The sequence below is a fragment of the Nitrospirillum karajorum genome (genome assembly GCF_036348415.1).
In the GTDB taxonomy this organism is placed as follows: Bacteria; Pseudomonadota; Alphaproteobacteria; order Azospirillales; family Azospirillaceae; genus Nitrospirillum; species Nitrospirillum amazonense_B.
The window spans coordinates 296,358-320,127 of sequence record NZ_JAZBQB010000003.1; the positions used below are offsets into that span (position 1 = coordinate 296,358).

Here is a 23,770-nt window from a genome sequence, read left to right on the forward strand (position 1 = left end):
TTTGAGATACTGGCAGCCTGCGATACGTCGGCGGTTACATCCGGCCGGCGCCTCAAGGGCTGACCATTTCCGCATCCGGGCGCAGCAGGCGCGCCATCCGTACCGGCGCGGTTTCCGACAGGGCATGGTTGTCCCTGGACAGGACCGCCACGGGGCGGTAGGCGCTGGCGGCCAGGCTTTGGCCGATAACGATCAAGCGCACCGCCGCGGCGGCGCGCACCTGGTCACCGCGCACCGCCAGGTCGGCGGGAAGGCTGGCCAGCAGCGCGCCAACATAATGGGTGTACAATCCCAACGCGCGGCGCTCCCCCGCCAGGCTCTGGGGGGCAGCCGGCAGGCCGGCAGTGGGGAGGGGAGCGGAGGCGGGAGTGGCTGGGGCAGGCTCGGCCGCCGGGTGGGCCATCAACGCCTTATAACCCCGCAGGCAAAGGGCCGTCGGTACCGGCGTCGGGTGCGCGGGCATCAGACCCAGCAGGCGGGCGAACGGCGGAATGCGGTCGGGCGTGGGCGTGGCGTTCACGGCGTCGGCGCACACCATCTCCAAGCCTAGACCAGCCCCAGCCTGGGCCGCCTGCGGTGCCACCGCCAGCCCGGCCAGAATGAAAGCCACCATCCACCGCCGCACGACACCGGCACCCATGATCGCGATCCTTCGCCCACCGTTGAGAGATCAACAGTGTTACCGCAAACATGTCCGGATGTACTGTGATGAATGTTGCGCCGCACACAAAGCGACGGAGCAGCGAAACCGCCACACCCTTGATAATCAGTCGCTTTCCTGCCCATCTTGCAGGGATGGAAGGGCTGATTTGCGCCCAACACAGATACTGCACCGCAACAAAAAGCGGGCTTAGTCCCGTTCCCGCCGCGCCAGGAAGGCCAGGCGCTCGAACAGGTGCACGTCCTGCTCGTTCTTCAGCAGGGCGCCGTGCAGCGGCGGGATGGCCTTCTTGGGGTCGCGCTGGCGCAGCACCGCCGGGTCGATGTCCTCGATCATCAGCAGCTTGATCCAGTCCAGCAGCTCGGAGGTGGAGGGCTTTTTCTTCAGGCCCGGCACCTCCCGCACCTCATAGAACAGGGTCAGGGCGTCGCGCAGCAATTCCCGCTTCAGATTGGGGAAGTGGACGTCGACGATGCGGGCCATGGTCTCCGCATCAGGGAAGCGGATGTAGTGGAAGAAACAGCGGCGCAGGAAGGCGTCCGGCAGTTCCTTCTCGTTGTTGGAGGTGATGATGACCACCGGCCGCTGCCGCGCCTTGATGGTCTGCCCCGTCTCGTAGACGAAGAATTCCATGCGGTCGAGTTCCTGCAGCAGGTCGTTGGGGAACTCGATGTCCGCCTTGTCGATCTCATCGATCAGCAGCACGGGGGCCATTTCGGCCTCGAACGCCTCCCACAGCTTGCCCTTGCGGATGTAGTTGGCGATGTCGTTGACACGGGCGTCGCCCAACTGGCCATCGCGCAGGCGGCTGACGGCGTCATACTCGTACAGACCTTGCTGCGCCTTGGTGGTGGACTTCACATGCCATTGCAGCAGCGGCCGACCCAGGGCGTTCGCCACCTCCTGCGCCAGCACGGTCTTGCCCGTGCCCGGCTCCCCCTTCACCAGCAGGGGGCGCTGCAAGGTGACGGCGGCGTTGACGGCAACCCGCAGGTCATCGGTCGCGACGTAGTTTTCCGTCCCTTGGAATTTCATGATCGTGTTCCCTCAGGCGCCGGGCGGGCGCATCCGCCCTTGGCTTGTCCTCGATTTCCAGTCCGCTCACGCTCCCCGGAAATCTCCGGCGGACGCGGTCGCGTCCTATTTCAAAAAATACAGCAGAAACAACATCGGCGTGAGGTCGCCCCCACGCCGATGTCTTGTTCAGTGTCTTAGACGGCCAACGCCGCTTCGACCGCCGCCACGGCGGCGTCGGCCTTGTCAGGCTCGCTGCCGCCGGCCTGGGCCATGTCGGGGCGGCCGCCGCCGCCCTTGCCGCCCACGGCCGCCGCCGCGACCTTCACCAGGTCAACGGCGCTGAAGCGGCCCGTCAGGTCGGCGGTCACGCCGGCCACCAGGGTCACCTTGCCCTCGCCCTTGGCGACCAGCAGGACGATGCCGCTGCCGATCTGGCCCTTGATCTCATCGGCCAGGGGCTTCAGGTCCTTGGCGTCGATGCCGTCCAGCACGCGGGCCGACAGCTTCACGCCGTTGATCACCTTCTCCGGCGTGGCGGCGGCACCGCCGCCCCCGCCCAGGGCCAGCTGGCGCTTCAGGTCGGCCACTTCCTTTTCCAGGCGGCGGCGCTCCTCCACCAGGGTGGCGACGCGGGCCGGCACCTCGGCGGCGGAAACCTTCAGGGCGCCGGCGGCGGCCAGCAGGCGGCCCTCCTGCCCTTCCAGGTATTCGAACGCGCCCCGGCCGGTCAGCGCCTCGATACGGCGCACGCCGGCGGAGACAGCCCCCTCCGACACGATCTTGAACAGGCCGATGTCGCCGGTGCGGCGCACATGGGTGCCGCCGCACAGCTCCACCGAATACTGGCGGTTCGTACCCTCATCCTGTCCGCCCATGGACACCACGCGGACCTCATCGCCGTACTTCTCGCCGAACAGGGCCATGGCGCCCTGCTCGATGGCCTCGGCGGGAGTCATCAGGCGGGTGACGACCTCGCTGTTGCCCAGGATGCGGGCGTTCACCGCCGCCTCCACCACGCGCACGTCGTCATCCGACAGGGGCGTCGGCTGGCTGATGTCGAAACGCAGGCGCTCCGCCGACACCAGCGAGCCCTTCTGCGTGACATGCTCACCCAGGCGCTGGCGCAGGGCCTCATGCAGCAGATGGGTGGCGGAGTGGTTGGCGCGGATGTCGCCGCGGCGGCGGCCGTTCACGCGCAGCTCCACCAACTGGCCGGGGGCCAGGGTGCCGTGGGTGACGGTGCCGATATGGGCGAAGACGGCGCCCAGCTTCTTCTGCACATCGCTGATGGCCACCTCGACGCCACCGGCGCCGAAGATCACGCCGCTGTCGCCCACCTGGCCGCCGGACTCACCATAGAACGGCGTCTGGTTCACCAGGACGATGACGTCCTGGCCGGCGGCGGCCTTGTCCAGCTTGTTGCCCTGGCGGTCCAGCACGGCCGTGACCTTGCCCTCGGCGTTTTCGGTGTCGTAGCCCAGGAACTCGGTGGCGCCCAGCTCATCCTTCAGCTCGAACCATACGCGCTCGGTCGCGGCCTCGCCGCTGCCGGCCCAGGCCTTGCGCGCCTCGGCCCGCTGGCGCTCCATGGCGGCGGTGAAGCCATCGACCTCGACGGTGCGGTTGCGGCCGCGCAGCACGTCCTGCGTCAGGTCCAGGGGGAAGCCGTAGGTGTCGTACAGCTTGAACGCCACCTCGCCCGGCAGGGGCTGGCCGGCGCCCAGCTTGTCCTCTTCCTCGTCCAGCAGCTTCAGGCCGCGATCCAGCGTCTGCTTGAACCGGGTTTCCTCCAGCCGCAGGGTCTCGGTGATCAGGGCCTGGGCGCGCTGCAGCTCGGTGTAATGGCCGCCCATCTCGCGCACCAGTGCGGGCACCAGGGTGTGCATCACCGGATCGCGGGCGCCGATCATGTGGGCGTGGCGCATGGCGCGGCGCATGATGCGGCGCAGGACATAGCCACGGCCCTCGTTCGCCGGCAGCACGCCGTCGGCGATAAGGAAGGAGGAGGCGCGCAGATGGTCGGCGATGACGCGGTGCGACACGGCGTGCGCGCCCGACGGGTCGCTGTTGGTGGCATCGGCCGAGGCGACGATCAGGGCGCGCATCAGGTCGGTGTCGTAATTGTCGTGCACGCCCTGCAGCACCGCCGCCAGACGCTCCAGGCCCATGCCGGTGTCGATGGAGGGCCGGGGCAAGGACACCCGCTCCTCCTTCGTCACCTGCTCATACTGCATGAACACCAGGTTCCAGATTTCGATGAAGCGGTCGCCGTCCTGGTCCGGGCTGCCGGGGGGGCCGCCGGGGATGCCCTCGCCATGGTCGTAGAAAATCTCGGAGCACGGGCCGCAGGGGCCAGTGTCACCCATGGCCCAGAAATTGTCGGCGGTGGGGATGCGGATGATGCGGTCGTCCGACAGGCCGGCCACCTTCTTCCACAGGCCGTGGGCCTCGTCATCGGTATGGTAGACCGTGACCAGCAGCTTGTCCTTCGGCAGGGCGAAGGTCTTGGTGATCAGGTTCCAGGCCAGCTCGATGGCGTCGGCCTTGAAATAGTCGCCAAAGGAGAAGTTGCCCAGCATCTCGAAGAAGGTGTGGTGCCGGGCGGTGTAGCCCACATTCTCCAGGTCGTTGTGCTTGCCCCCGGCGCGCACGCACTTCTGCGAGGTGGTGGCGCGGGTATAGGGGCGCACCTCATTGCCGGTGAAGACGTTCTTGAACTGCACCATGCCGGCGTTGGTGAACATCAACGTCGGATCGTTGCGCGGCACCAGCGGGCTGGACTCCACCTCCGTGTGGCCGTTCTTCACGAAGTAGTCCAGGAAAGCGGAGCGGATCTCGTTGGCGGTCTTCATCGGGCAACAGCCTTAAGCATGCGACGGAACACCCCGGGGCGCGAAACACCGGGACAGGGTTTGTAGCGTGTGGATACGGGCGCTGTCCATGGGATGGGGGCGCCGAACCGCCCCAAGGACGCGGCTTTTCATCGCTTTTCCATCCGGACGGGGCTTTTCCCTCCAGCCGGGCCGGTCAGACCAGCAGCAACGTATTGTTGGGCGTGGCGATGACCGTGGGGGCCTGAGGCACGGCGGGGGTGTCCCCAGCGGCCAGGGACTGGTCGGCGGCGTCCACCTGCTTGGCGGCGTCGGCCATGTCCTGGGCGCTATGGTCCGGGTCGGTGGGATCGCCGGGCTTGCGCTTGCGGTCCAGCACATGCTTGGCCTGGTTGTAGACGCTGCGGGCCTGGTCCATCAGGGTGCGGACATTGCCCATGAAGTCCAGGCGCTCCTTGCGCGCCGCCGCCGCCTCATCCGTGCTGGATACGGAGATCGTTCCGGGCTTGTCAGACTGGCCAGTACCGTTTTGAGCCGCTTGGGCGTTCCCGGTCTGAAGGGTGGCGTCGGCAGCGGCGGTGGTGCCCGCCGCCGCGTTGGCGGCTTGGGTGGCGGCTGCTTGGCCGGTGGGCGCCTGGGCGGTGCCGGCGGCGGTGGCCTGAACCTGGGCGGCGTCACTGCCCACGCCGGCCGTGGCGGTGGCGGCGCCAGACGCGTCGGTGGTGCCCACCGAGGCACCGTTCTTCACGGCGCCGGCGTATTCCTGCGCGGCGGAGCCCAGGGACTTGGCCACGTCCGCCGCCTCGCGCGCGATACGCGCGGCGGCCTGCTTGTCGCCCATGGCGGCGGCCAACTGGGCGCGCATGCGCAGGGCCTTCAGCTGACGCTTGGCGTTGTCGACCTTGTCCTGGGCGGTCTTCTTGTCGTTGTCGGCGGCCTTCTGCTTGATCTGCTTGTCCAGCTTGGTGGCGTCGGACTGCAGCTTGGTCAGCTTCTTCAGCGTCTTTTCATCGACGAAGGCGCCAATGGCGCCGGCGGTATCGCCCCGTTGCAAGGCGTCGGCGACCTTTTGGGCCGTGATCTGAGGCGTGGTGGAGGGGGTGGAGCGGAACAGCGACGTCTGTTGAGTTGCCGAGGACGCCAGGCTTTGCGCCTGGGAATAAACGGAGGTGCCCGAGGTCGTAACCATCATCCGCTCCCCATTTTGGGTAAGGCATTTATCGCATTCATGCGATGGCCTAGATGATACGCTTTTTATGTCATTTATGCAACCAATAGCGGCTGCGTTGCCGGCTTCATTGCCGTCCCGTCGCCCTGGGCCTATGGTGCCGGCGACGTTCTGACCGACAAGCCCTCAGATAGTCCGCAACCCTTAGGAGCGCGACCGAATGTCCGTGCAGGAAGTCACCCCAGAGGCAGGCATTTGGGCGCTGTTGCCGGGCGCCCAGTTCGCCGACGCCTTCCGGCTGGTGATGCCGCCGGCATCCGAAACGCCCGCGACGGACACCTTGGTGGTGGACGCCCTGGTAGCGGCCCGCCGCATGATGGGCACCTCCCCCACCTGGGTCCGCTGGCTGCTGGCCCTGCGCAACGCCCTGGTGGCCCCCTTGGGCCTGAAGGCCCCCCGCCCGCCGGCACCATCGGAGCCCGGCGCGGCCGATCATATCGGCATCTTCCCCATCCTGAGCCGCGGGCCGGGCCGGGTGGTGCTGGGCATGGCGGACAAGCACCTGGATTTCCGCGCCGTGGTCGACGTGCGCCAGGACGCCACCGGCCACCACGTCACCGCCACCACGCTGGTGCGCACCCACAATTGGCTGGGGCGGACGTACCTGGCGCTCATCATGCCATTCCATCGCCAGGTGGTGCGAACCATGCTGAAACAGGTCGCAGCCCCTTGAGCCCTACTCGGCAGCTAAAGAAAAGGCGGGCCGTCGCCAGCCCGCCTTTTGCTCATTTCAGATGATCTACCCGATCACTCGGGACTGTCGGCGTCGCCGTCAGCTTCGGGGGAGCCCACCATCATGGCACCAGCCACCAGGCCGGCGTTGGCGCGGACCTTTTCCTCGATGGCCTTGGCGATGGCCGGATTGGTGCGCAGGAACTGCTTGGCGTTCTCGCGGCCCTGTCCCACGCGCTGGCCGTCGTAGGAGAACCAGGCGCCCGACTTCTCCACCACGCCGGCCTGGATGCCCAGGTCGATCAGCTCACCCACCTTGGACACGCCCTCGCCATACATGATGTCGAACTCGACAACGCGGAACGGCGGGGCCAGCTTGTTCTTCACCACCTTCACGCGGGTCTGGTTGCCGACGACGTTGTCGCGGTCCTTGATGGCGCCGATGCGGCGGATGTCCAGGCGGATGGAGGCGTAGAACTTCAGCGCGTTACCGCCGGTCGTCGTCTCCGGGTTGCCGAACATCACACCGATCTTCAGGCGGATCTGGTTGATGAAGATGACCAGGCAGTTGGACTTGGAGATGGAGGAGGTCAGCTTGCGCAGCGCCTGGCTCATCAGGCGGGCCTGCAGGCCGACGTGGCTGTCGCCCATCTCGCCTTCCAGTTCGGCGCGCGGCACCAGGGCCGCCACCGAGTCCACCACCAGCACGTCGATGGCGCCGGAGCGCACCAGCGTGTCGGTGATCTCCAGCGCCTGTTCGCCGGCGTCGGGCTGGGAGACCAGCAGGTCATCCACGTTCACGCCCAGCTTGCGGGCGTAGGACGGGTCCAGCGCGTGCTCGGCATCGACGAAGGCGCAGGTGCCGCCGCTCTTCTGGGCCTCCGCGATGGCGTGCAGGGCCAGCGTGGTCTTGCCCGAGCTTTCCGGCCCGTAGATTTCGATGATACGGCCGCGCGGCAGGCCGCCGATACCCAGGGCGATGTCCAGCCCCAGCGAACCGGTGGAGATGGCATCCACCTCCATCGACGCCTCCTTGGCGCCGAGCTTCATGATGGAGCCCTTGCCGAACGCGCGTTCGATCTGGCCGAGGGCGGCGTCGAGGGCCTTTTGCTTATCCATGGGTGTTTCTACCAGACGAAGTGGTGCCGACATCTTGCTGTCCCCCTCTTGTCGCATACGGCCAACGGGCGTTCAACGGCTGCGGTGAAGGGGAATGTACCCGCTATGTTCTCATTCGCCAAGGGTGAAAGTTTGCCGTTTGTTCTTTTTTGTTCTTGTTATGATGCCCTCAAACGCCGGGCGCGGCCGTTCGGCCGCTTGGCTTCCTCGCTTTCCAGTCCGCTGCGCTCCCCGAAAAGCTGCGGCGGCCCCGGTCGGGGCCTCGTCGCTACGCTCCAGAGTCGGGCGGGATTTCAAGGCCCTCAAACGCCGGGCGCGGCCGTTCGGCCGCTTGGCTTCCTCGCTTTCCAGTCCGCTGCGCTCCCCGGAAAGCTGCGGCGGCCCCGGTCGGGGCCTCGTCGCTACGCTCCAGAGTCGGGCGGGATTTCAAGGCCCTCAAACGCCGGGCGCGGCCGTTCGGCCGCTTGGCTTCCTCGCTTTCCAGTCCGCTGCGCTCCCCGGAAAGCGGCGGCGGCCCCGGTCGGGGCCTCGTCGCTACGCTCCAGAGTCGGGCGGGATTTCAAGGCCCTCAAGCGCCGGGCGCGGCCATCCGGCCGCTTGGCTTCCTCGCTTTCCAGGTCCGCTACGCTCCCCGGAAAGCGGCGGCGGCCCCGGTCGGGGCCTCGTCGCCGCGCCCCGAATTGCTTCACGATCAGGCACTTGGGCGCGCTCACCTCGGATTCGCGGGCTCCTGCCCCGGGCGCGGGGGCCCCTCCATCACGTCCTTCACCTTGGCGGCCAGTTGTTTCAGGCTGAAGGGCTTGGGCAGGAAGTCGACCACGGCGCCGTCCTTCAGAGAATGGCGGAAGCGGTCCTCGGCATAGCCGGAGATGAAGATGACCTTCACGTCGGGGCGGAAGCGGCGCACCTGCTCGATCAGGGTGGGGCCGTCCATCTGGGGCATGACCACATCGCTGACGATCAGGTCCACCTCCCCACCCCGGGCACCTTGCAGCAGGTCCAGCGCCTCCTCCCCGCTGCGCGCCTCCAGCACGGTATAGCCCTTGTTGCGCAGGGCGCGGGCGCCGAAGACGCGCACGGCGTCCTCATCCTCCACCAGCAACACCGTGCCGATGCCGGTGAGGTCGGCCGCGCCCTTGTCCTTGGCCTCCTCCGCCGGGGCGGCCTGGGCCAGGGCCTTCTCATCCAGGCGCGGCAGGTGGATGGAGAACTTGGCCCCCTCCCCCGGCTTGCTCTCCACGAAGACGAAGCCGCCGGTCTGGCGCACGATGCCATAGACGGTGGACAGGCCCAGCCCCGTGCCCGATCCCACCTCCTTGGTGGAGAAGAAGGGCTCGAAGATGCGTTGCAGGTTTTCCGGCGGGATGCCGATCCCGGTGTCGATCACCTCCACCACCACCCAATCGCCGGGCGGCATCTCCTCCGTCTCATGACGGATGGGCTCGGTGGTGTGCAAGTTGCCGGTGACGATGGTCAGCCGCCCGCCCTTGGGCATGGCGTCGCGGGCGTTGACCGCCAGGTTGATGATGACCTGTTCCAACTGCCCCTGATCCACCCGCACCAGGCCGGTGTCACGGCCGTGCAGCATGCGCAGCTCGATGTTCTCACCGATCAGGCGGCGCAGCAGGTTGGACAGTTCCGCCAGCACGTCGGTGATGCTCAGCACCCGGGGCTGCAGGGTCTGCTGGCGCGAGAAGGCCAGCAACTGGCGCACCAGGTTGGCGGCGCGGTTGGCGTTCTGCTTGATCTGCATGATGTCGCTGAACGACTGGTCGCCCGGCTTGTGCCGGAGCAGCAGCAGGTCGCAGAAGCCGATCATGGCCGTCAGCAGATTGTTGAAATCGTGCGCCACGCCGCCGGCCAACTGACCGATGGCCTGCATCTTCTGTGACTGGACGAACTGCGCCTCCAGGTTCTTCTGCGCGGTCATGTCCACCAGATGCAGGATCAGGCCGCGGTCGCCATCGCCATCCCCGTCGAAACGGCGGGAATAGACATGGACCACGGGCCCCTGGGCACCGCGCAGCCGCGCCTCCACCGGCGTGCCGGCCTGGCTGCGCCCCTCCAGCACGTCGGCCAGGCGGGCCATGAGGTTGGCGCGGTGTTCCTGCTGGAACAGGCTGGCGATGGGTTCCCCCTGCACGTCGCCCAGGCGCAGGTCGGCCATGGTGAGGAAGGTGGGGTTGCATTCCGCCAGCCGGAACTCCCCATCCACGAAGGCGAAGCCGGTGGGCGCGAACTGGAAGAAGCGTTGGAAGCGCTGCTCCGCCCGGCGCAGCTCCTCCTCCCGCGCCGTCTCCCGGGTCAGGTCGCCCAGGAAGATCAGGGTGCCGCCGGGGGACACCGCCACATGCAGGACGCTGGCGCGCAAGGGCGCCGCGCGGGCCGCCGCCAGGTCCACCTCCGCCATGCCGGCCAGGCGCTCGGGAAACAGCTCCCCCTGCGGCGGGGTGGCCAGCAGGTCGCGCAGGTGGCGGCTGCCATCCTCCAGCAGGTCGCGGTCGAGACCCAGCCAATCGGCCAGGGTGAGGTTCACGCGCAGCAGCGCGCCGGCCCCATCGACCAGCAGGACGCCCAGGGGCGCCAGGTCCCACAGCTCCCGCCAGGGATGGCCACCCGCCGTTGTCTGGGCGCCGCCGCCACGCACCCGCCATTCCACCAGGCCGGGCCGCTTGGCCACGGCCAACGGCCGCGCCGCCACCAGGAAAGGCACCAGCCTGACCATAGCGCCGGTCGGGCCGCCAGTGGAGAGGGCGCTGGGCGCATCATCGACGAAGACGACCGGCGCCTCCCCACCTTCTCCCCGGTGCGCGGCCTCCTGCAACGCCTCCAGGCGTTGGGCGTCGGTATCCGCGCGACAGCGACGGGCCAGGATGTCGACGACACGCCCCCCATCCACCCCCGCGCCATCGACAGCCTTGGCCAGCGCGGCGAAGGCGCCGTTGGTGGCCACCACCCGTCCATCCGCCCCCGCCACGGCCAGGGCCTCCGGCACCGCCTCCACCACGGCGCGCAGCACGGCGGTCTGCGCCGTGGTCTGCCTCAGCCAGAGAACGCCCAACAGGGCCATCAGCAGGAAGGCGCCTGCGGCGATCAGGGCAACCGCTAAAGACAGGGGATGGTCCAGCACCCCCCAAGCCAAGGCGGCCGCCAGAAACAGAGCCGCGACTATCAAGGGGCCCCCCACTACCAGCACCAACCCCACCTGAGCCGGCCCAGCATTCGTCCCGCCCTCCGGGATGTCCGGCGACGGCGCGGGCGGGGGGACGATGGGCGGGAGGGGAAGGCGGGCACCGGCAAGCACCTCTGGATCGGAAGGGCCCGATCCTACCAGTCCCGGTCCTGCGGGACGAGATGCCGGACGGAAATAAATTTAAATCAATAAATGCCGGATGGCGGGTTCGCGCTCGACCGCCGCCCCGGGTGGAATCAGCGCTTGGGGAAGGTCTTCTTCTTCAACTTGAAGACATAGGAGATGACCTGGGCCACCGCCTTGTAGTGCTCCGCCGGGATTTCCTCGTCCACCTCGGCGCTGGCATAGAGGGCGCGGGCCAGGGGCGGGTTGGGCACCAGGGGGATGCCATGTTCCTCCGCCAGTTCGCGGATGCGGGCGGCGATGAAATCCACACCCTTGGCCACCACCATGGGCGCCCCCATGCTGAGGGGATCATATTTCAGCGCGATGGCGTAGTGGGTGGGGTTGGTCACCACCACGTCGGCTTTGGGCACGTTCTCCATCATGCGGTTACGGGCGCGCTGCATGCGCAGGGCGCGGATCTTGCCCTTGATCAGCGGGTCGCCTTCCGTCTGCTTATGCTCGTCCTTCACTTCCTGCTTGGTCATGCGCATGTCGCGCATGAACTTCCAGCGCTGATACCACCAGTCGGCGCCGGCCAGCAGGCCCAGCGCGATCAGCACGCGGAAGATCAGGCCCACCGCCTGGCTCTTGGTCTCGTTCACCAGGCCCATCAGCGGCATGCCGATGAAATGGTCCACGGAATGGGCCAGGGGGAACAGGCCGGGCAGCACGACGACCGACACCACCACCAGCTTGATCAGCGACTTGGCGAACTCCAGCAGGTTGGCGACCTTGAACTTGTTCAGCAGGTTGGAGACGATGTTGAAGCGGTTGAGGTCGAAGCTCAGCACCCGCTCGAAGCTGAAGACGAACCCGACCTGAAGGAAGGAGCCGAGGACGGCGGCGATGACCAGCAGGGCGAAGGGTACCGACATGGCGACCGCCACCTGGCCCAGCAGCTCGGTCAGCAGGTGCCCCAGGCCGCCCCGGTCCACCGGCAGCGTCTCCGGCCGTTCTATGAAGGGAATCAGCACCGTGTGGATGCGCCCGAAGGTCCAGGGCAGCACGCTCACCACCATCACCAGGATGGCGCCCAGCATGAAGAGGTGCGGCACCTCCTGCGATTTGGGGATGTTGCCCTTGGAGCGGGCGTCCGTCAGCCGTTTGCCTGTCGGCTCTTCGGTTTTGGAATCTGGATCCTGGTCTTCCGACATGGCCCCCGCCCCTTACGACGACAGGAAGGGCATCATCTGCCCCTGGAAGGCGCGCAGCCAATAGACCATCAGCCCCGACAGGCTGCCGCCCAGGAGCAGCAGGCCCAGGACGATCTGCAGGGGCTGTGTCACGAAGAAGACCTGGATGGAGGGCACCAGCCGCGCCACCAGGCCCATGCCCAGGAAGAAGAGCAGGCCGATGATGACGAACGGCGCCGACATCTGCAGGCCGATGCTGAAGCTTTCCGAAAAGATGCGCGTCAGATGCTCGGTGAAATCACCCAGCGGGATGGCCCCGCCCGGGGGGAACAGGCTGTAGCTCTGCACCGCCGCCAGGATCAGCATGTGGTGCATGTCGGTGGCGAACAGCAGCAGCAGGCCCAGGATGCCCAGGATGGAGTTCACCACCGTGCTCTGCTGCGACATGGCCGGGTTGAACGCCTGGGCGGAGCTGAGGCCGACATGGTTGGCGATCAGGCTGCCGGCCGTTTCCAGGGCCCCCATCATGGTGCGGGCGATGGTGCCGATGAAGATGCCGATCAGCGCCTCCCCCGCGATGAGCACGGCCATATTGGCGGGCTGCGCCGGTTCCGGCGGTAGGGTCCCGCCCACGGCGGGCGCCACCGCCAGGGCCACGATCAGGCCGAACAGCAGGCGGATGCGGGTGGAGACGAAGGTTTCGCCCACGGTGGGCATGATCAGGAAGGCCGCCCCCAGCCGGACGAACACCATGAGGTAGGTGTAGAGCTGGCTGAGGAGGAGGGTCTGCAACATCACTCGTTGCCCGTCCCAACCCCGACGATCTTGTCCATGATGCCCTCGGTGAAGGTCACCATGTGGTGCAGCATGAAGGGCGCGAAGAACACCAGCGCCACGAACATGGCGATGATCTTGGGCACGAAGGTCAGCGTCTGTTCCTGGATCTGGGTCAGCGCCTGGAACAGCGAGATGGCCAGGCCCACCACCATGGACACGGCCATGACCGGGCCGCTGACGATGATGACCGTCAGCAGCGACTGGCGCACGAGTTCGATGATTTCCTGTTCATTCATGCGCACGATCCGGCAAGCGCGGGCCCGCCGATGGGCCAGCCCTCAAGATACCCCAATAGACGCCAGGGCGCGGGCGGGGCGCAAGCCCCGCCGCCGCCTCACATCGGCATGCGCATGATTTCCTGGTAGGCGGAGATGACCTTGTCGCGCACGGCGGTCACGGCCTGCAGCGTCACCTCGGCGTTGCTGACGGCGTTCACCACGTCGGTCAGGTCGGCCTTGCCCAGGACACCGGCCGCCGTCATGCGTTCCCCCTGGTGCATGGTGTCGACGGCGTCCACCGCCGCCTGCTTCATCAGCTCGCCAAAGCTGGGGCCGCTGGCGGGGGCGGCCATGCCGGGGCCGGCGCCCTGGCGGGCGGTGTTGGCGTAGGCGGCGATCGCGCTGGGAAGGGGAATGGCCATCGTGGGGATCAGCTCCTAAGCCGCTCAGTTGCGCAGCAAATCTATGGTCTTGGTCAGCATGGTGCGGGTGGCGTCGATGACGCCCAGGTTGGCCTCGTAGGAGCGCTGGGCCTCGCGCATGTCCATCGATTCCACCAGGCCGTTGACGTTGGGCATCAGCACATAGCCCTCGCTGTCGGCGCTGGGATGGCCGGGATCGAACTTGCGCTGGAAATCGCTGCGGTCGACATCGACCTTCTTCACGTTGACGGTGTCGATGCCCAGGGCCTTGTTCAGGGTGTTGGCGAAAAGCACCACCTTGCGCCGGTAGGGCAGGTCGCCGGGGCTGGCGGCCGTGCTGTCGGTGTTGGCCAGGTTCTCCGCGATGACGCGCAGGCGCGTGCCCTGCGCCTTCATGCCGGCGGTGGACAAGTTCAGGGCGTTCATCAAATCCATCGAAACCCTCGTCCCAAAACCCTTAGACCCAATTCAACGGACAAGCCCAATTTAGCGGGCGAACCATCAAGAAGACGTTAACCAGACCGCCGCAACCAGACCGCCCGTGTCAGCTAGAGCCCTTGCCCAGGGCCATCTTCAGCATGCCGATCTGTTTGCGGTACAGGTTGGTCAGCGCCTGGAAATCGATGGCGTTCTGGCCGATCTTGGTCATCTGGTCCTCCAGCACCACGGCGTTGCCGGTGGGCGAGGTCTCATAGGCCGTGCGGTCCTTGGCGGCGCGGAAGCCACCGGCCCCCGTGCTGCTAGCCGACAGGTGCGCCGGGTCGGTGGCCACCAGATCCAGTTGGTTGGCCTCACGCAGCTGGTGCTTGAAATCGAAAGGCACCAGGTCCCGCGCCTGGTAATTCGGCGTGTCGGAGTTGGAGACGTTCTGCGCCAGAACCTCCTGACGCTGGTTGTCCCAGGCCATCTTGTCCGACATCAGCTTGAAGATACCCAGCCTGTTCAGATCCATGATCCGCGCTCACCACCCCGGTGGGGTTAAACCGAAAGGCCCTGTCAGGACCGCTCTCTCCGCCAGGACACCGCCACGATCGGCATCCGACACCAGGCCCAGGCACCTCTATTGCCATAGATGAGTTATATGCAATCTGCAAGCCATCGCTTGGAGAATCGCTCTAAACCAATGGGGATTCCAGCGTTATTTGCCAGCATCCAGCCAGCGCTGCCGGGCGCCAGCCCACCGGCCCATGCATTTTACAATAGGGGCGTTTTACAACAGAGGCGTTACAACCGGCTTTCCGACTGCCGGCTTTCCGATTGCCGCCTGTCCAATCGCCGGCTGCCCATTTGCGTATCACGGCGGAGAGTTATACCCTGGCCCCGCCCGTGCATGAGCCGGAAACGGCCCAGCATACCGCAGCCGGGATATGGGCGAACGCCCCCGCTTCAACAAGGCCCGCTTCAACAAGGACTGTTCCACCTTTGGCCCCCACTGACGACAGCGACAAACCCAAACGCCAGGTGGCCGTGGCCTTGCAGCACATGGCGGAGGGCCTGCCGCGCATCGTCGCCACCGGGCAAGGGGCAGTGGCGGAACAGATCCTGGAACTGGCCTTCGCCAACGGCGTGAAGGTCCGGCAGGACGCGGATCTGGCGGAAATCCTGTCGGTCATCGACATCGACAGCGAAATCCCCATCGAGGCGCTGGCGGCGGTGGCGGAAATCCTGGCCCATGTCTACCGTGCCAATGGCCGCCTGAGCAGCGGCGCCGCGCTGGAGGACATCGCCCCGCCGGCCAGCCCCTATGGTCCCAACCCTTATGGTCCCACCTCCCATGGCCAAGCCCCCACGGGCCCCGGCACCACCTCTGGAACACCGCCGCTCAGATGACAACGCCCGCGCCCTCCCCCGAAGCGGAAGCCCTGGCCGACGCCATGGACGGCCTGCTGTCCATCCTGAACCGCACCGCCGATCTGGTCGCCGCCGGCGACGCGGTGGAATTCGCCGGGCTGGAGGATGAGGCCACTGCATTGTGCAATGCAGTTGTCCAATTGCCACCACCAGAGGCGCGCGCCTTCCTGCCGCGGCTGGAGGCGGTGCTGGCGGCGCTGGAACGGCTGGAGACGGTGGTGAAAAAGGCCAATGAACTGACCCAGGGCAAGGCCACCGTCGGCCGGGCCGCCGCTGCCTATCGCCGGGCCGAAGATCCGGATGTCGGCTGAACCCATGGTCACCTCGGCCGCCTATTACCTGTACGCCGCCCTTATGCTGGGCCTGGTGCTGGGCTTCATCCTGGTCGCCGGCTGGCTGGTCCGCCGTTTCGGCGGTGGCGCCCTGCTGCGCCTGCCGGGCCGCGCCCAGCGTCGCCTGGGCGTGGTGGAGGCCATGGCGCTGGACCCGCGCCGCCGGCTGGTGCTGATCCGCCGGGACGGGGTGGAGCATCTGCTGCTGCTGGGCGGCACCCAGGACCTGCATCTGGAGGGCCCCATCCTCGCGACGGGCGACGGCCACCAGACCTTCCAGACCGTACTGAACGAAACCGCCGCCCCGCCGGCACCCGTCCCGGGGCCTTTGTCATGAGCACCACCGCGCACCCCTCGCCTTCCCGGCACCCATCGCGTCTGTTCCGCTGGGGCGCGCCGGCCCTGGCCATCCTGCTGACGGTGGCCGTGTCGCTGCTGGCCGGGGTGGCGCACGCCCAAAGCCTGAACCTGGACCTGGGCTCCCAGGGCGGCAGTTCCACCAGCCGCATCATCCAGCTGGTGGTGCTGATCACCGTGCTGTCGGTGGCGCCCAGCATCCTGGTGATGATGACCAGCTTCGTGCGCATCATCATCGTGCTGGGCTTCCTGCGCTCCGCCCTGGGCACGCAGCAGGTGCCGCCCAACCAGGTGATGCTGAGCCTGGCCCTGTTCCTCACCTTCTTCATCATGGCGCCGACCTTCCAGGCGGCCTATGACGCGGGCATCAAGCCCATGATCGACGAACAGGTGGATGAGCTGACGGGCCTGAAGAACGCCGTGGTCCCCTTCCAGGACTTCATGCTGAAGCACACGCGTGAGCGCGACCTGCAATTGTTCACCGACATCGCCAAGGTCGACAAAGTCACCACCGCCAAGGATCTGCCCATCCAGGTGGTGATCCCCGCCTTCATGATCTCGGAACTCAAGCGCTCGTTCGAGATCGGCTTCCTGGTGTTCATTCCCTTCCTGGTGATCGACATGGTGGTGTCGTCGGTGCTGCAATCCATGGGCATGATGATGCTGCCCCCCGCCATGATCTCCCTGCCGTTCAAGATCATCTTTTTCGTGCTGGTGGACGGCTGGTACCTGATCGTCGGCAGCCTGGTGAAAAGCTTCGGATAGCGCGGTTATTCGATGCCAAAGCAACATGACGATATGAAGGATTGGGTTGCGGTGAGGTCCCGCGACCTGCCTCAGCCGGCAGGAATCTTTGCCCTGATTAGCCTACTGAGAAGAAGCTATGCCGCGAACGTCAGCTTATTCGCGGCCCTTATAGTGATGACCGCCTTCATTCTGAATTGCCCAGGAATCTTAATAGAAGAAACGAATATAATATTTCACCTCTTAAACCCCACCCTATTGCTGGCCGGTCTTTGGGGAAGCATACTAAGAATTTGGCCCCTTCGGGCTGTGGGCTGGCTTGGAATAATTTATTTCCTTCCGGCCGTGGCATTTTCCGCGCCGGACTTGGATCATTTCACGCCTGAGCTCCAGGGCCTCCCTACTTTATGGCGGATGTCGTTGACTGGTTCGGTTTGGCTGGGGTTATTGATCTTTTTCAAGGTCTTGGCGCTTAGTCGTTGGGACGAGCAAAGACGCTCGTTCGTCGCGGCAAGCATCCGTTTCGTCTCTGGCAGTAAGTGAATCACGACCAGGAATGGGGCAGTTTGCCGCTGTGCGTCAGGCTTTCTGCCCCTAAATCCGTATCACCCATTGGCGCCAACGCCGCAACCCACCCCAAACCAACAAAGCTCCGAGTGAGGAAAATGAAGAAGGTTCTGACCAGCGGTCTGCTGTCCCTGTTCGCCGTCACCGGGTTGGGTGCCGGCCAAGCCGCCGCCCAGGTGGGCCCGCAATGCCCCAAGACCCTGCCGGTCACCGAGATGGTCAAGGACGTGCCGGCCGGCTTCAAGGCCTATCAGGACGGCAACCCGCCCAAGGCGCCGGACGGCAGCGCCCTGCCCCTGCCGCTGGCCGCCATCCTGTTCTGGAACGGCGAACCGGGCGGCCAGCCGCCCCTGCCGCCGGCCAGCCAGTCACGCACGGCCCTGACCTGGAAGTTCACCCCGGCGCAGGCCCAGAACCTGTGGATGGCCTGCGCCTACGACGCCACCGCCATCATGATCGCGTCCAAGATGCCGGCCAGCGTCCACGCCTGCACCGTGACCCTGTCGCCCGACGGCAACATGGCCGCCGGCCTGAACTGCCAGTAAGCGAAGGTCAGGGGTCGGCCCCGCGCCGGCCCCGGCCTCCATTTCCGGCGCTCAAATATCCAACATCCCAAAAGGCATAAAAGCCCCAAGGGCGGACTGCCCTTAAGTGGAATGGAGGTTGTGGGACACCCCTCTATTTCAAGGCGAAGAATGTGCACCACCATGCATGGAAATCGCCGTCATGCCTTACGCCTATAATGACGTGCTGTCGCTTCTGACACACCCGCCGATGCCAAACGTCGGCACAGGGCAATGTGTTGCGTTGATTGAGACCTACACGTCAGTACCGAAACCGGCGTCCCTCTTTTGGAAAGAAGGAGCAGCCGTCCGGGGCAATACTTCCCTGAAGATGGGAACAGCCATAGCCACCTTCGTGAATGGGAAATACCCCAGTCACAGCCATGGCAACCATGCTGCCTTCTACATCAGTCAGGACTCAACTGGCATCTGGGTAGTGGACCAATACTCCACCAGTCTCGGCATCCACAAACGCCATCTCTCCTTCAAAGGAAAGAATGACGATGGCACTTATAAGAATCCGAGCAACAACGGCGACGCTTTTTCGGTGATCGAGTGAGAAAGATGAAAACCTTCCTTATTCTCGGCGCACTCATGCTCCCCATTGGCATGGCGTCAGCGGCGGAGACAGCTCCGCAGTGTCCCAAGACATTCGCGGTGACGGAGACACCAGCGTCGGTGCCGGCCGGCTTCACCGCCTACTCTGATGGCAATCCACCAACCGCTTTGAGTTCCCAACCGTTGGCCCGTCCGCTGATCACCGTTCGCTTCTCAGAAGGCCCGCCCTCTGAGCAAGCGATCCTGGCCCCGGATGCGACGACCAAGACGACCGCGAGTTGGACGTTCGAACCGGCGTCCGGCAAGGACATATGGATGTCCTGTGCCTACGTCGCCACCGACATCATCATCGTGACCAAGCTGCCACGTTCAATAAAGAGTTGCCGCCTGACCCTGGATAAGGGCGGCACACTTGTAGAAAGCGTCAACTGCCATTAAGGCCCTATTCAGCGCCGCTGACCTTCCGGCGCGGGCGGGGTGGCGGCGGCGCTGGAGGCCGCGGGCGGTTCGCCCGCCGGTTTGGCTGATTCCGGTGGCGCCGTGGCGCTGGGCGCGGCCTCGCCTCCGGGTGCCGACGCATCGCCCGGTACAGCCGCCCCCTGGGTCTGACGGGTGCGGTAGCTGTCCAGGAAGCTCTTGAAAAGGTCGATTTCCTTGACCTGGTTCTGGATGGTGGTCGCGTCCAGCAGGCCGCTGGCCTCGTTGGGACGGGTCATGACCTGGAACATGTTCGCGTCCGGCCCCTTGTCCATCGACGGGCCGAAGTCGGTGCGCAGCTTCTGCAAACCCGGCATATCCTGGGCCAGCGACAGGGCCACCGCCCGGTTCACCACCAGGCGGGAGATGGTGGGGTCGATGGGCTGACCCGCGGCGGGCGGCGGGCCGATGACGTCGGCCAGGGCCTGGGCCGCCAGCGGCCATTGCTTGGCATGCCAGGCGATGTCGATGCGGAGCAAGTTGGCGGGGCGGGAATTGTCCTGCTTCAGCAGGGCCACGGCCTCCGGCCCCTTGTCGGTGCGCGACAGGGCACGGGCCCGCAACAGGCGCCGTTCCGCCGCCATGGCGTCGGGGATGCCCGCCACCTCCGATTGGTCCAGGGCCGCCAGCGCCTTGTCCGGCTGATTGTTCAGCAGGCGGATGGCGGCCTCCCGCGTGCCCACCTGGGCCTTCTGCTCCCCTTGCAGGCGGTACTGCACCTGGCGGTCCAGCAGTTCGGCCGCGCGATCCAGCAGGTCCACATCCACCAGCCGCTCCGCCAGCACGCGGATGACCGTGTCGCCGTCGGGGCCGGGCGGCGTCAGTTCCTTGTACTGCTCATAGAGCGACAGCGCCTCCAGCGGCGGCATCTTGTCGGCGCCGTTGCGCACGAACAGGCCGGTGAAGGTGTCCGTCATCTGCTTGGTGATCAGCGGCGCCTCAGGACTGTTGGGGAACAGCGTGATGGCGCGCTTCATGGTGTCGAAGGCCTGGGGGAAGTTGCCGGCCTTGATGTGCAGGTCGGCAAGGCGGCGCAGGATGTGCAACTCCAGATCGTCGCCGGTCCAGGCGAAGCGCATCTTCTCCATCTGCTCCGCCGCCTTGGCCGGGGTCAGCTTGCCGGCGGCCAGTTCCTCATCCACCAGGGCCATGCGCGCCTTGGTGCGGTAGAGGCGGTCCGGCCCCTCCGTCGCTTCGCGGTAGGACTCGATGGCCTTCTCATGATCCCCTTCCAGGTGGGCCGCCTCCCCGCGCAGATAGTTGACGGCGGTTTCGGCCGGCCCCTTGGTGGCCCCCCGCTTGACCAGGCGGTCCAGCAGGGCGTTGGCCGTGGCCACGTCGTCCTTGGCCAAAGCGGCTTCGGCGGCGGCCAAGCCGAAGCGGGTGTTGAAGGGTTCGGGATAGGTGCGCAGCAGTTCCTTGCGGCTCTGGAACAGGCGATAGGCGGTGTCGTCGTCGCCGGTGGTGTGGGCGGCATAGGCGCGCCACAGAGCCACGTCGGGCTCGCTCTGCAAGGCCGGCGCCGTCAGATCGTCCAGCCCGCCCTTGGCGTCGCCCGTCAGGATGCGGGCGGTACCGCGCACGGCGGCGAACTCCGCCCGCTTTTCCAGATCCGGCTGGTCCTTGCGCGCCATCTCCAGCAGGCCCAGCGCCTCCTGCCCGAAGCCGTTGCCGGCATAGAAGCGGGCAAGGTCCAGGCGCAGCTTGGGCCGGTCGTCCGGCGGGGCCTTGGTGATCTCGTTCATCAGCCGCTGGCGGCCGGCGATGAAGCCATTGGGGTCCACCTTGGCCCAGCGCTGGAAATCGAAGAAGCGGTCGGGCTCCACCACCGGCGGGGGCGGGGCGGCGACGGCGACATCGGTCGACGGCGACAGGCGCAGGCCGCCGGGCACGGTCAGTTCCACGCCCTCCTTGGCCGGCTGCACCAGCAGGCGTTCGTCGATGGGGCGGATGACCACCCCCTGGGCGGTGGGCAGGAACTGCGCCTCGGCATAGCGCAGGGGGGCCGGCGTGCGCTGCGGCGCCGGGCTCAGGGGCACGACCTTCAACGTGTCCCCCACCACCGGGTCGGTGAAGGTGAAGACCTTGGCCGGCTTGGCCGTCTTCACCACCAGGCGGGGCCCCAGGGCGAAATCGGGATCGGTCGTCACCGGCACACCGGCCGGCGTGCCCTCCGATGGCATGGCCAAGGCGTGATCGAAGGTGATGCGGTAGCCGGTGGCCCCCTCCCCCGTGACGCGTGGTTCCAGAACGGCCGGCGCCGGCAGGCGGAAACCGCCACCGCCGGGCAGGGCCACCGGTTCCACCTGGCCCAGGAAAGCGGACTCGTCCGCAGGGCCACCCGGGGGCGCGGCCGGGGCCGTGGTCGCCGGCACGGGGCGGTCAAACAGCACATACAGCCATCCGGCGCGGGCGAACACCGCCACGGCGGACGGCTGCCCCGGATCGAACACCAGGCTGGGCGCGGGTGCGACCGGCGCCCCCTCCGCCGGCTGGCCCGCCTCCGCACCCGGCGCCGCCGGTTCAGCGGCGGGCATGCCGTGCGGGGCCGCCGCCTTGGTCTCGGGCGCGGTCGGGTGGGCTGCGGGCGGGGCCGGCTTGGCCTGGGCTTCCTTGGTCTCCTTGCCCGGCTCTTTCCCAGCCGGTTCCTTGCCCTGCGGCTCCTTGGCAGGAGGCTCCTTCGCGGCGGGCGCCTTGGCGTCCTTGGTACCCTTGGCGTCCGTGGGGGGCTGCTGCTGTAGCAGATACAGCGGCCGCCCTTCCTTGGCTGCGCGGGGATCGGCCGGCGCGGCCGCCACGGACGGCGGCTCACCACCGCCAACGGCGGACGCGGGGACGGACGCGGGTGGGGCCTTCCCCTCTTTCGGCGCTTCAGGCTTGGCGGCGGGAAGGGCGGCAGGGGGCGTGGAGGTGGTGGTGCTGGCAGCGACGGGCGGGGCGCCCGGCTTGCCATCGCCCACGTCGATGACGACCTTATCGCCGGACCGCGACTGCTCCACCGTCGCATTGGCGGGAATGGTCAGCGCCACGATCAGGCCGGGGGTTCCAGACACCGTCTCCACCCGCGAGATGCGCGGGGAGCCCGCCCGGCGCGGGGCGGCCAGATCGGCCTTTGCCGGCTTGTCGAAATGGATCAGCAGCTTGGCGCCATCCCGCTCCAGCGTCGCCTTGACCGGCGTCGGCCAGTCGAACACCAGGCGGCTGCGGCCGGGATGCTCCCCCGCCCGCACGGTCACGGTCGGCAGGGCCGCGGTCGCCGCGGCATCCGCCGCCGGCTCTTTCGCCTCCTGGGGGGCGGCCAAGGCCGGCGATACCGCCAGCGCCAGCATCAGGGCTGCACCCAGGATGAGCGACGGGCGGCTCAAGAGGCGGCGGGCCAGGACGCGAAGGGCCGGGACGCGAAGGGCCGGGAAACAGGGCTTGGGGGCGGACGTGGTCATGATGGGCCCCTGCCGGCCTGGGCGGCGTAATCGCGAATGACAATATCGACGCGGCGCTGCTGCGCCCGCTCCACCTCGGTATCGGAGGGGGATTCGGACGCACTTCCGGCGGCGGCCGCCGCATCGGCGCCGTCAGCCTGGCCGCGCACGGTGATGGGTGCCGCGTATCCCGACCGGGCCAGGGCCAGGGCGATGGTGCGCCCCCGGGCCAGCGACAATTCCCAGTTGGAGGGATAGGCCGCGTTGGCGACGGGGCTGGCGTCGGTATGCCCCACCACCTCCACCGCGTTGGCGATGTTGCTGACCACGCCCCCCAAGGCGAACAGGGTGGCGGCACCGGCGGACGACAGGGTGGTGGAGCCGGGGGCGAACAGCGCCGCCTCTGGCAGAACGGCGACCAGGCGGTCATCCGACCGGGTCACCCGCACGGCGGCCAGGGCCGGAACGGTGGACAACTGGCGCTCCATCACCCGGCCCAGATACCCCAGGTCCGTCGCGCGGCCCCGATCCAGATTGCCGTTGCCATGCTGCTCGGTGGGGGAACCGCCGAACAGGGCCTGCAGCACCTCGTCCCGCCGCGCGTCCGGGGCCGTCATGCCGTACAGCATGACGAAGAAGGACAGCATCAGGCAGACGAAATCAGTGAAGGAGATCAGCCAGATGCGCTTGGGCGCCTGCGTCTTGGGCGCCAATGGCGGCAGGAAGCCTGGGACGGGTGGCGGCAGGATATCGGGCCCGCTCATGGTCGCCCCTCCGGCACTGGGTTCAGGGGGGCGCCGGCATGCGGCGGCCGGGCGCGGAACAGGAAGCGTACCTGGTCCGCCGCGCCGTTCTCCACCCCCACGCTCATGGCGTTGGGGCTGACACCGGCAGCGGCCAGGGTGCGGGCCATGGCGCCGGCCTGAAACACGGGCAGGCTGGCGCCTGGGTTGCCGCCATCGGCCACCAGGAACTCAAGATCGATCTCCAGCCCCGTCTCCTCATCCGGCCGCACCGCCTCGGCCATCTGACGCCATAGCCCCTCGCGCCCGGGCAGGACGGTGACGACGGTGCCGCCCCCTTCCGCCGTGGCCGGGGCGAACAGGCTGGATGCCGATAGGGTGGCGACCAGGGTTCCCCCCTTGCCGCCCTGGTCAATCACGGCATCCGGCACGACGGCCACCAGGCGGCGCCCCACGGCGCCCAACCGCTCGTCCGCCCGGGCCAGCGCCGCCTGGGCGGCCGGTCCCTGCGCCATGGTGACACCGAAAGCGTCCTGCACCGCCTGCACGACGGCGTCGAACTTGCGGTTCTCAAAAGTGGAAAGCGAGGTCAGCAGGATGAAGAACGCCAGCAGCAGGAAGAAAACCGACAAGTAGAGGACGAAGACACCGCCCTCTTCCTGG

At 67.2% G+C, this 23,770-nt stretch carries 24 protein-coding genes; 8 read left to right on the top strand and 16 right to left on the bottom strand.

Translation table 11 applies throughout. The annotated features are described in order from the left end of the window. Window positions 1-52: 52 nt before the first annotated feature. From UCD39_RS14995 to UCD39_RS15010, 4 genes are all read right to left on the bottom strand, one after another. The gene (locus UCD39_RS14995; protein WP_330496771.1) at window positions 53-640 is read right to left on the bottom strand and encodes a hypothetical protein; all 588 of its coding nucleotides are present in this window, start codon (window positions 638-640) and stop codon (window positions 53-55) included. Between the two features lie 210 nt (window positions 641-850). Beyond that, window positions 851-1,696 (bottom strand): AAA family ATPase, encoded by an 846-nt coding sequence (locus UCD39_RS15000; RefSeq protein ID WP_330496772.1) that lies wholly within the window; start codon window positions 1,694-1,696, stop codon window positions 851-853. A 176-nt stretch (window positions 1,697-1,872) separates the two neighbouring features. Then, complete coding sequence (gene alaS / locus UCD39_RS15005; protein ID WP_330496773.1) at window positions 1,873-4,530, bottom strand: alanine--tRNA ligase; 2,658 nt, start codon at window positions 4,528-4,530, stop codon at window positions 1,873-1,875. Between the two features lie 175 nt (window positions 4,531-4,705). Further along, the gene (locus UCD39_RS15010; protein ID WP_330496774.1) at window positions 4,706-5,701 is read right to left on the bottom strand and encodes a hypothetical protein; all 996 of its coding nucleotides are present in this window, start codon (window positions 5,699-5,701) and stop codon (window positions 4,706-4,708) included. Window positions 5,702-5,897: 196 nt separating this feature from the next. On the opposite strand from UCD39_RS15010, the gene UCD39_RS15015 reads away from it, so the two are divergent. Then, window positions 5,898-6,410, top strand: coding sequence for a DUF2867 domain-containing protein (locus tag UCD39_RS15015; RefSeq protein ID WP_330496775.1), 513 nt, complete (start codon window positions 5,898-5,900; stop codon window positions 6,408-6,410). 74 nt (window positions 6,411-6,484) lie between these two features. Here UCD39_RS15015 and recA read toward each other — a convergent pair whose 3' ends face one another. The 8 genes from recA to flgB all read right to left on the bottom strand — a co-directional run bounded on the left by recA (window position 6,485) and on the right by flgB (window position 14,448). After that, window positions 6,485-7,561: a recombinase RecA gene (gene recA, locus UCD39_RS15020; RefSeq protein WP_004272910.1), complete on the bottom strand. Its 1,077-nt coding sequence runs from the start codon at window positions 7,559-7,561 to the stop codon at window positions 6,485-6,487. A 676-nt stretch (window positions 7,562-8,237) separates the two neighbouring features. Further along, a complete protein-coding gene (locus tag UCD39_RS15025; RefSeq protein ID WP_330496776.1) occupies window positions 8,238-10,703 on the bottom strand; it encodes a hybrid sensor histidine kinase/response regulator in 2,466 nt (821 codons plus the stop codon). Window positions 10,704-10,957: 254 nt separating this feature from the next. Next, window positions 10,958-12,040 carry a flagellar biosynthesis protein FlhB gene (gene flhB, locus UCD39_RS15030; protein ID WP_330496777.1) on the bottom strand — a complete coding sequence of 361 codons (1,083 nt, stop codon included), beginning with the start codon at window positions 12,038-12,040 and terminating at the stop codon, window positions 10,958-10,960. A 12-nt stretch (window positions 12,041-12,052) separates the two neighbouring features. Continuing rightward, complete coding sequence (gene fliR / locus UCD39_RS15035; protein WP_145733756.1) at window positions 12,053-12,814, bottom strand: flagellar biosynthetic protein FliR; 762 nt, start codon at window positions 12,812-12,814, stop codon at window positions 12,053-12,055. After that, window positions 12,814-13,092 (bottom strand): flagellar biosynthesis protein FliQ, encoded by a 279-nt coding sequence (fliQ, locus tag UCD39_RS15040; RefSeq protein ID WP_145733757.1) that lies wholly within the window; start codon window positions 13,090-13,092, stop codon window positions 12,814-12,816. The genes fliR and fliQ overlap by 1 nt, the downstream gene beginning before the upstream one ends. 98 nt (window positions 13,093-13,190) lie before the next feature. Then, window positions 13,191-13,496, bottom strand: a complete 306-nt coding sequence (fliE, locus tag UCD39_RS15045; protein ID WP_330496778.1) for a flagellar hook-basal body complex protein FliE — start codon at window positions 13,494-13,496, stop codon at window positions 13,191-13,193. Between the two features lie 24 nt (window positions 13,497-13,520). Then, window positions 13,521-13,931: a flagellar basal body rod protein FlgC gene (flgC, locus tag UCD39_RS15050; RefSeq protein WP_145733759.1), complete on the bottom strand. Its 411-nt coding sequence runs from the start codon at window positions 13,929-13,931 to the stop codon at window positions 13,521-13,523. Between the two features lie 109 nt (window positions 13,932-14,040). Continuing rightward, window positions 14,041-14,448 carry a flagellar basal body rod protein FlgB gene (flgB, locus tag UCD39_RS15055; protein ID WP_330496779.1) on the bottom strand — a complete coding sequence of 136 codons (408 nt, stop codon included), beginning with the start codon at window positions 14,446-14,448 and terminating at the stop codon, window positions 14,041-14,043. Between the two features lie 470 nt (window positions 14,449-14,918). Here flgB and UCD39_RS15060 point away from each other — a divergent pair, with 470 nt between their 5' ends. Genes UCD39_RS15060 through fliP form a run of 4 tightly spaced genes read left to right on the top strand, consistent with a single transcriptional unit; the run spans window position 14,919 to window position 16,801 of the window. Beyond that, the gene (locus UCD39_RS15060) at window positions 14,919-15,326 is read left to right on the top strand and encodes an EscU/YscU/HrcU family type III secretion system export apparatus switch protein (protein WP_330496780.1); all 408 of its coding nucleotides are present in this window, start codon (window positions 14,919-14,921) and stop codon (window positions 15,324-15,326) included. Then, complete coding sequence (locus UCD39_RS15065) at window positions 15,323-15,658, top strand: hypothetical protein (protein WP_145733761.1); 336 nt, start codon at window positions 15,323-15,325, stop codon at window positions 15,656-15,658. The genes UCD39_RS15060 and UCD39_RS15065 overlap by 4 nt, the downstream gene beginning before the upstream one ends. Further along, the gene (locus tag UCD39_RS15070) at window positions 15,648-16,016 is read left to right on the top strand and encodes a FliO/MopB family protein (RefSeq protein WP_330496781.1); all 369 of its coding nucleotides are present in this window, start codon (window positions 15,648-15,650) and stop codon (window positions 16,014-16,016) included. Before UCD39_RS15065 ends, UCD39_RS15070 begins: the two co-directional genes overlap by 11 nt. Next, window positions 16,013-16,801, top strand: coding sequence for a flagellar type III secretion system pore protein FliP (gene fliP, locus UCD39_RS15075; RefSeq protein WP_330496782.1), 789 nt, complete (start codon window positions 16,013-16,015; stop codon window positions 16,799-16,801). Before UCD39_RS15070 ends, fliP begins: the two co-directional genes overlap by 4 nt. 573 nt (window positions 16,802-17,374) lie before the next feature. Here fliP and UCD39_RS28550 read toward each other — a convergent pair. Then, the gene (locus tag UCD39_RS28550; protein WP_442943701.1) at window positions 17,375-17,428 is read right to left on the bottom strand and encodes a hypothetical protein; all 54 of its coding nucleotides are present in this window, start codon (window positions 17,426-17,428) and stop codon (window positions 17,375-17,377) included. Window positions 17,429-17,445: 17 nt separating this feature from the next. On the opposite strand from UCD39_RS28550, the gene UCD39_RS15080 reads away from it, so the two are divergent. From UCD39_RS15080 to UCD39_RS15090, 3 genes are all read left to right on the top strand, one after another. Further along, the gene (locus UCD39_RS15080; RefSeq protein ID WP_330496783.1) at window positions 17,446-17,892 is read left to right on the top strand and encodes an STY0301 family protein; all 447 of its coding nucleotides are present in this window, start codon (window positions 17,446-17,448) and stop codon (window positions 17,890-17,892) included. A 166-nt stretch (window positions 17,893-18,058) separates the two neighbouring features. Next, on the top strand, window positions 18,059-18,469 hold the full coding sequence (locus UCD39_RS15085; protein WP_330496784.1) for a BPSL0067 family protein: 411 nt from the start codon (window positions 18,059-18,061) through the stop codon (window positions 18,467-18,469). A gap of 5 nt (window positions 18,470-18,474) precedes the next feature. Next, a complete protein-coding gene (locus tag UCD39_RS15090; RefSeq protein WP_330496785.1) occupies window positions 18,475-18,906 on the top strand; it encodes an STY0301 family protein in 432 nt (143 codons plus the stop codon). Between the two features lie 8 nt (window positions 18,907-18,914). On the opposite strand, the gene UCD39_RS15095 is transcribed toward UCD39_RS15090, so the two are convergent. The 3 genes from UCD39_RS15095 to UCD39_RS15105 are packed head-to-tail and all read right to left on the bottom strand — an operon-like array spanning window position 18,915 to window position 23,739. Beyond that, the gene (locus UCD39_RS15095) at window positions 18,915-22,385 is read right to left on the bottom strand and encodes a tetratricopeptide repeat protein (protein WP_330496786.1); all 3,471 of its coding nucleotides are present in this window, start codon (window positions 22,383-22,385) and stop codon (window positions 18,915-18,917) included. After that, window positions 22,382-23,128, bottom strand: a complete 747-nt coding sequence (locus tag UCD39_RS15100) for an OmpA/MotB family protein (RefSeq protein ID WP_330496787.1) — start codon at window positions 23,126-23,128, stop codon at window positions 22,382-22,384. The genes UCD39_RS15095 and UCD39_RS15100 overlap by 4 nt, the downstream gene beginning before the upstream one ends. After that, window positions 23,125-23,739, bottom strand: coding sequence for a hypothetical protein (locus UCD39_RS15105; RefSeq protein ID WP_330496788.1), 615 nt, complete (start codon window positions 23,737-23,739; stop codon window positions 23,125-23,127). The genes UCD39_RS15100 and UCD39_RS15105 overlap by 4 nt, the downstream gene beginning before the upstream one ends. Window positions 23,740-23,770 lie beyond the last annotated feature (31 nt).

Excerpts from the sequence above, each read along its gene's own strand:
- alaS (WP_330496773.1), bottom strand. The coding sequence starts at position 4,530 with ATGAAGACCGCCAACGAGATCCGCTCCGCTTTCCTGGACTACTTCGTG.
- UCD39_RS15095 (WP_330496786.1), bottom strand. The coding sequence starts at position 22,385 with ATGACCACGTCCGCCCCCAAGCCCTGTTTCCCGGCCCTTCGCGTCCCG.
- flhB (WP_330496777.1), bottom strand. The coding sequence starts at position 12,040 with ATGTCGGAAGACCAGGATCCAGATTCCAAAACCGAAGAGCCGACAGGC.
- UCD39_RS14995 (WP_330496771.1), bottom strand. The coding sequence starts at position 640 with ATGGGTGCCGGTGTCGTGCGGCGGTGGATGGTGGCTTTCATTCTGGCC.
- UCD39_RS15080 (WP_330496783.1), top strand. The coding sequence starts at position 17,446 with ATGAAGAAGGTTCTGACCAGCGGTCTGCTGTCCCTGTTCGCCGTCACC.
- flgB (WP_330496779.1), bottom strand. The coding sequence starts at position 14,448 with ATGGATCTGAACAGGCTGGGTATCTTCAAGCTGATGTCGGACAAGATG.
- recA (WP_004272910.1), bottom strand. The coding sequence starts at position 7,561 with ATGTCGGCACCACTTCGTCTGGTAGAAACACCCATGGATAAGCAAAAG.
- UCD39_RS15085 (WP_330496784.1), top strand. The coding sequence starts at position 18,059 with ATGGAAATCGCCGTCATGCCTTACGCCTATAATGACGTGCTGTCGCTT.
- UCD39_RS15010 (WP_330496774.1), bottom strand. The coding sequence starts at position 5,701 with ATGATGGTTACGACCTCGGGCACCTCCGTTTATTCCCAGGCGCAAAGC.
- flgC (WP_145733759.1), bottom strand. The coding sequence starts at position 13,931 with ATGGATTTGATGAACGCCCTGAACTTGTCCACCGCCGGCATGAAGGCG.
- UCD39_RS15070 (WP_330496781.1), top strand. The coding sequence starts at position 15,648 with ATGTCGGCTGAACCCATGGTCACCTCGGCCGCCTATTACCTGTACGCC.
- fliE (WP_330496778.1), bottom strand. The coding sequence starts at position 13,496 with ATGGCCATTCCCCTTCCCAGCGCGATCGCCGCCTACGCCAACACCGCC.
- UCD39_RS15065 (WP_145733761.1), top strand. The coding sequence starts at position 15,323 with ATGACAACGCCCGCGCCCTCCCCCGAAGCGGAAGCCCTGGCCGACGCC.
- UCD39_RS15015 (WP_330496775.1), top strand. The coding sequence starts at position 5,898 with ATGTCCGTGCAGGAAGTCACCCCAGAGGCAGGCATTTGGGCGCTGTTG.
- UCD39_RS15090 (WP_330496785.1), top strand. The coding sequence starts at position 18,475 with ATGAAAACCTTCCTTATTCTCGGCGCACTCATGCTCCCCATTGGCATG.
- UCD39_RS15100 (WP_330496787.1), bottom strand. The coding sequence starts at position 23,128 with ATGAGCGGGCCCGATATCCTGCCGCCACCCGTCCCAGGCTTCCTGCCG.
- fliQ (WP_145733757.1), bottom strand. The coding sequence starts at position 13,092 with ATGAATGAACAGGAAATCATCGAACTCGTGCGCCAGTCGCTGCTGACG.
- UCD39_RS15000 (WP_330496772.1), bottom strand. The coding sequence starts at position 1,696 with ATGAAATTCCAAGGGACGGAAAACTACGTCGCGACCGATGACCTGCGG.
- fliR (WP_145733756.1), bottom strand. The coding sequence starts at position 12,814 with ATGTTGCAGACCCTCCTCCTCAGCCAGCTCTACACCTACCTCATGGTG.
- fliP (WP_330496782.1), top strand. The coding sequence starts at position 16,013 with ATGAGCACCACCGCGCACCCCTCGCCTTCCCGGCACCCATCGCGTCTG.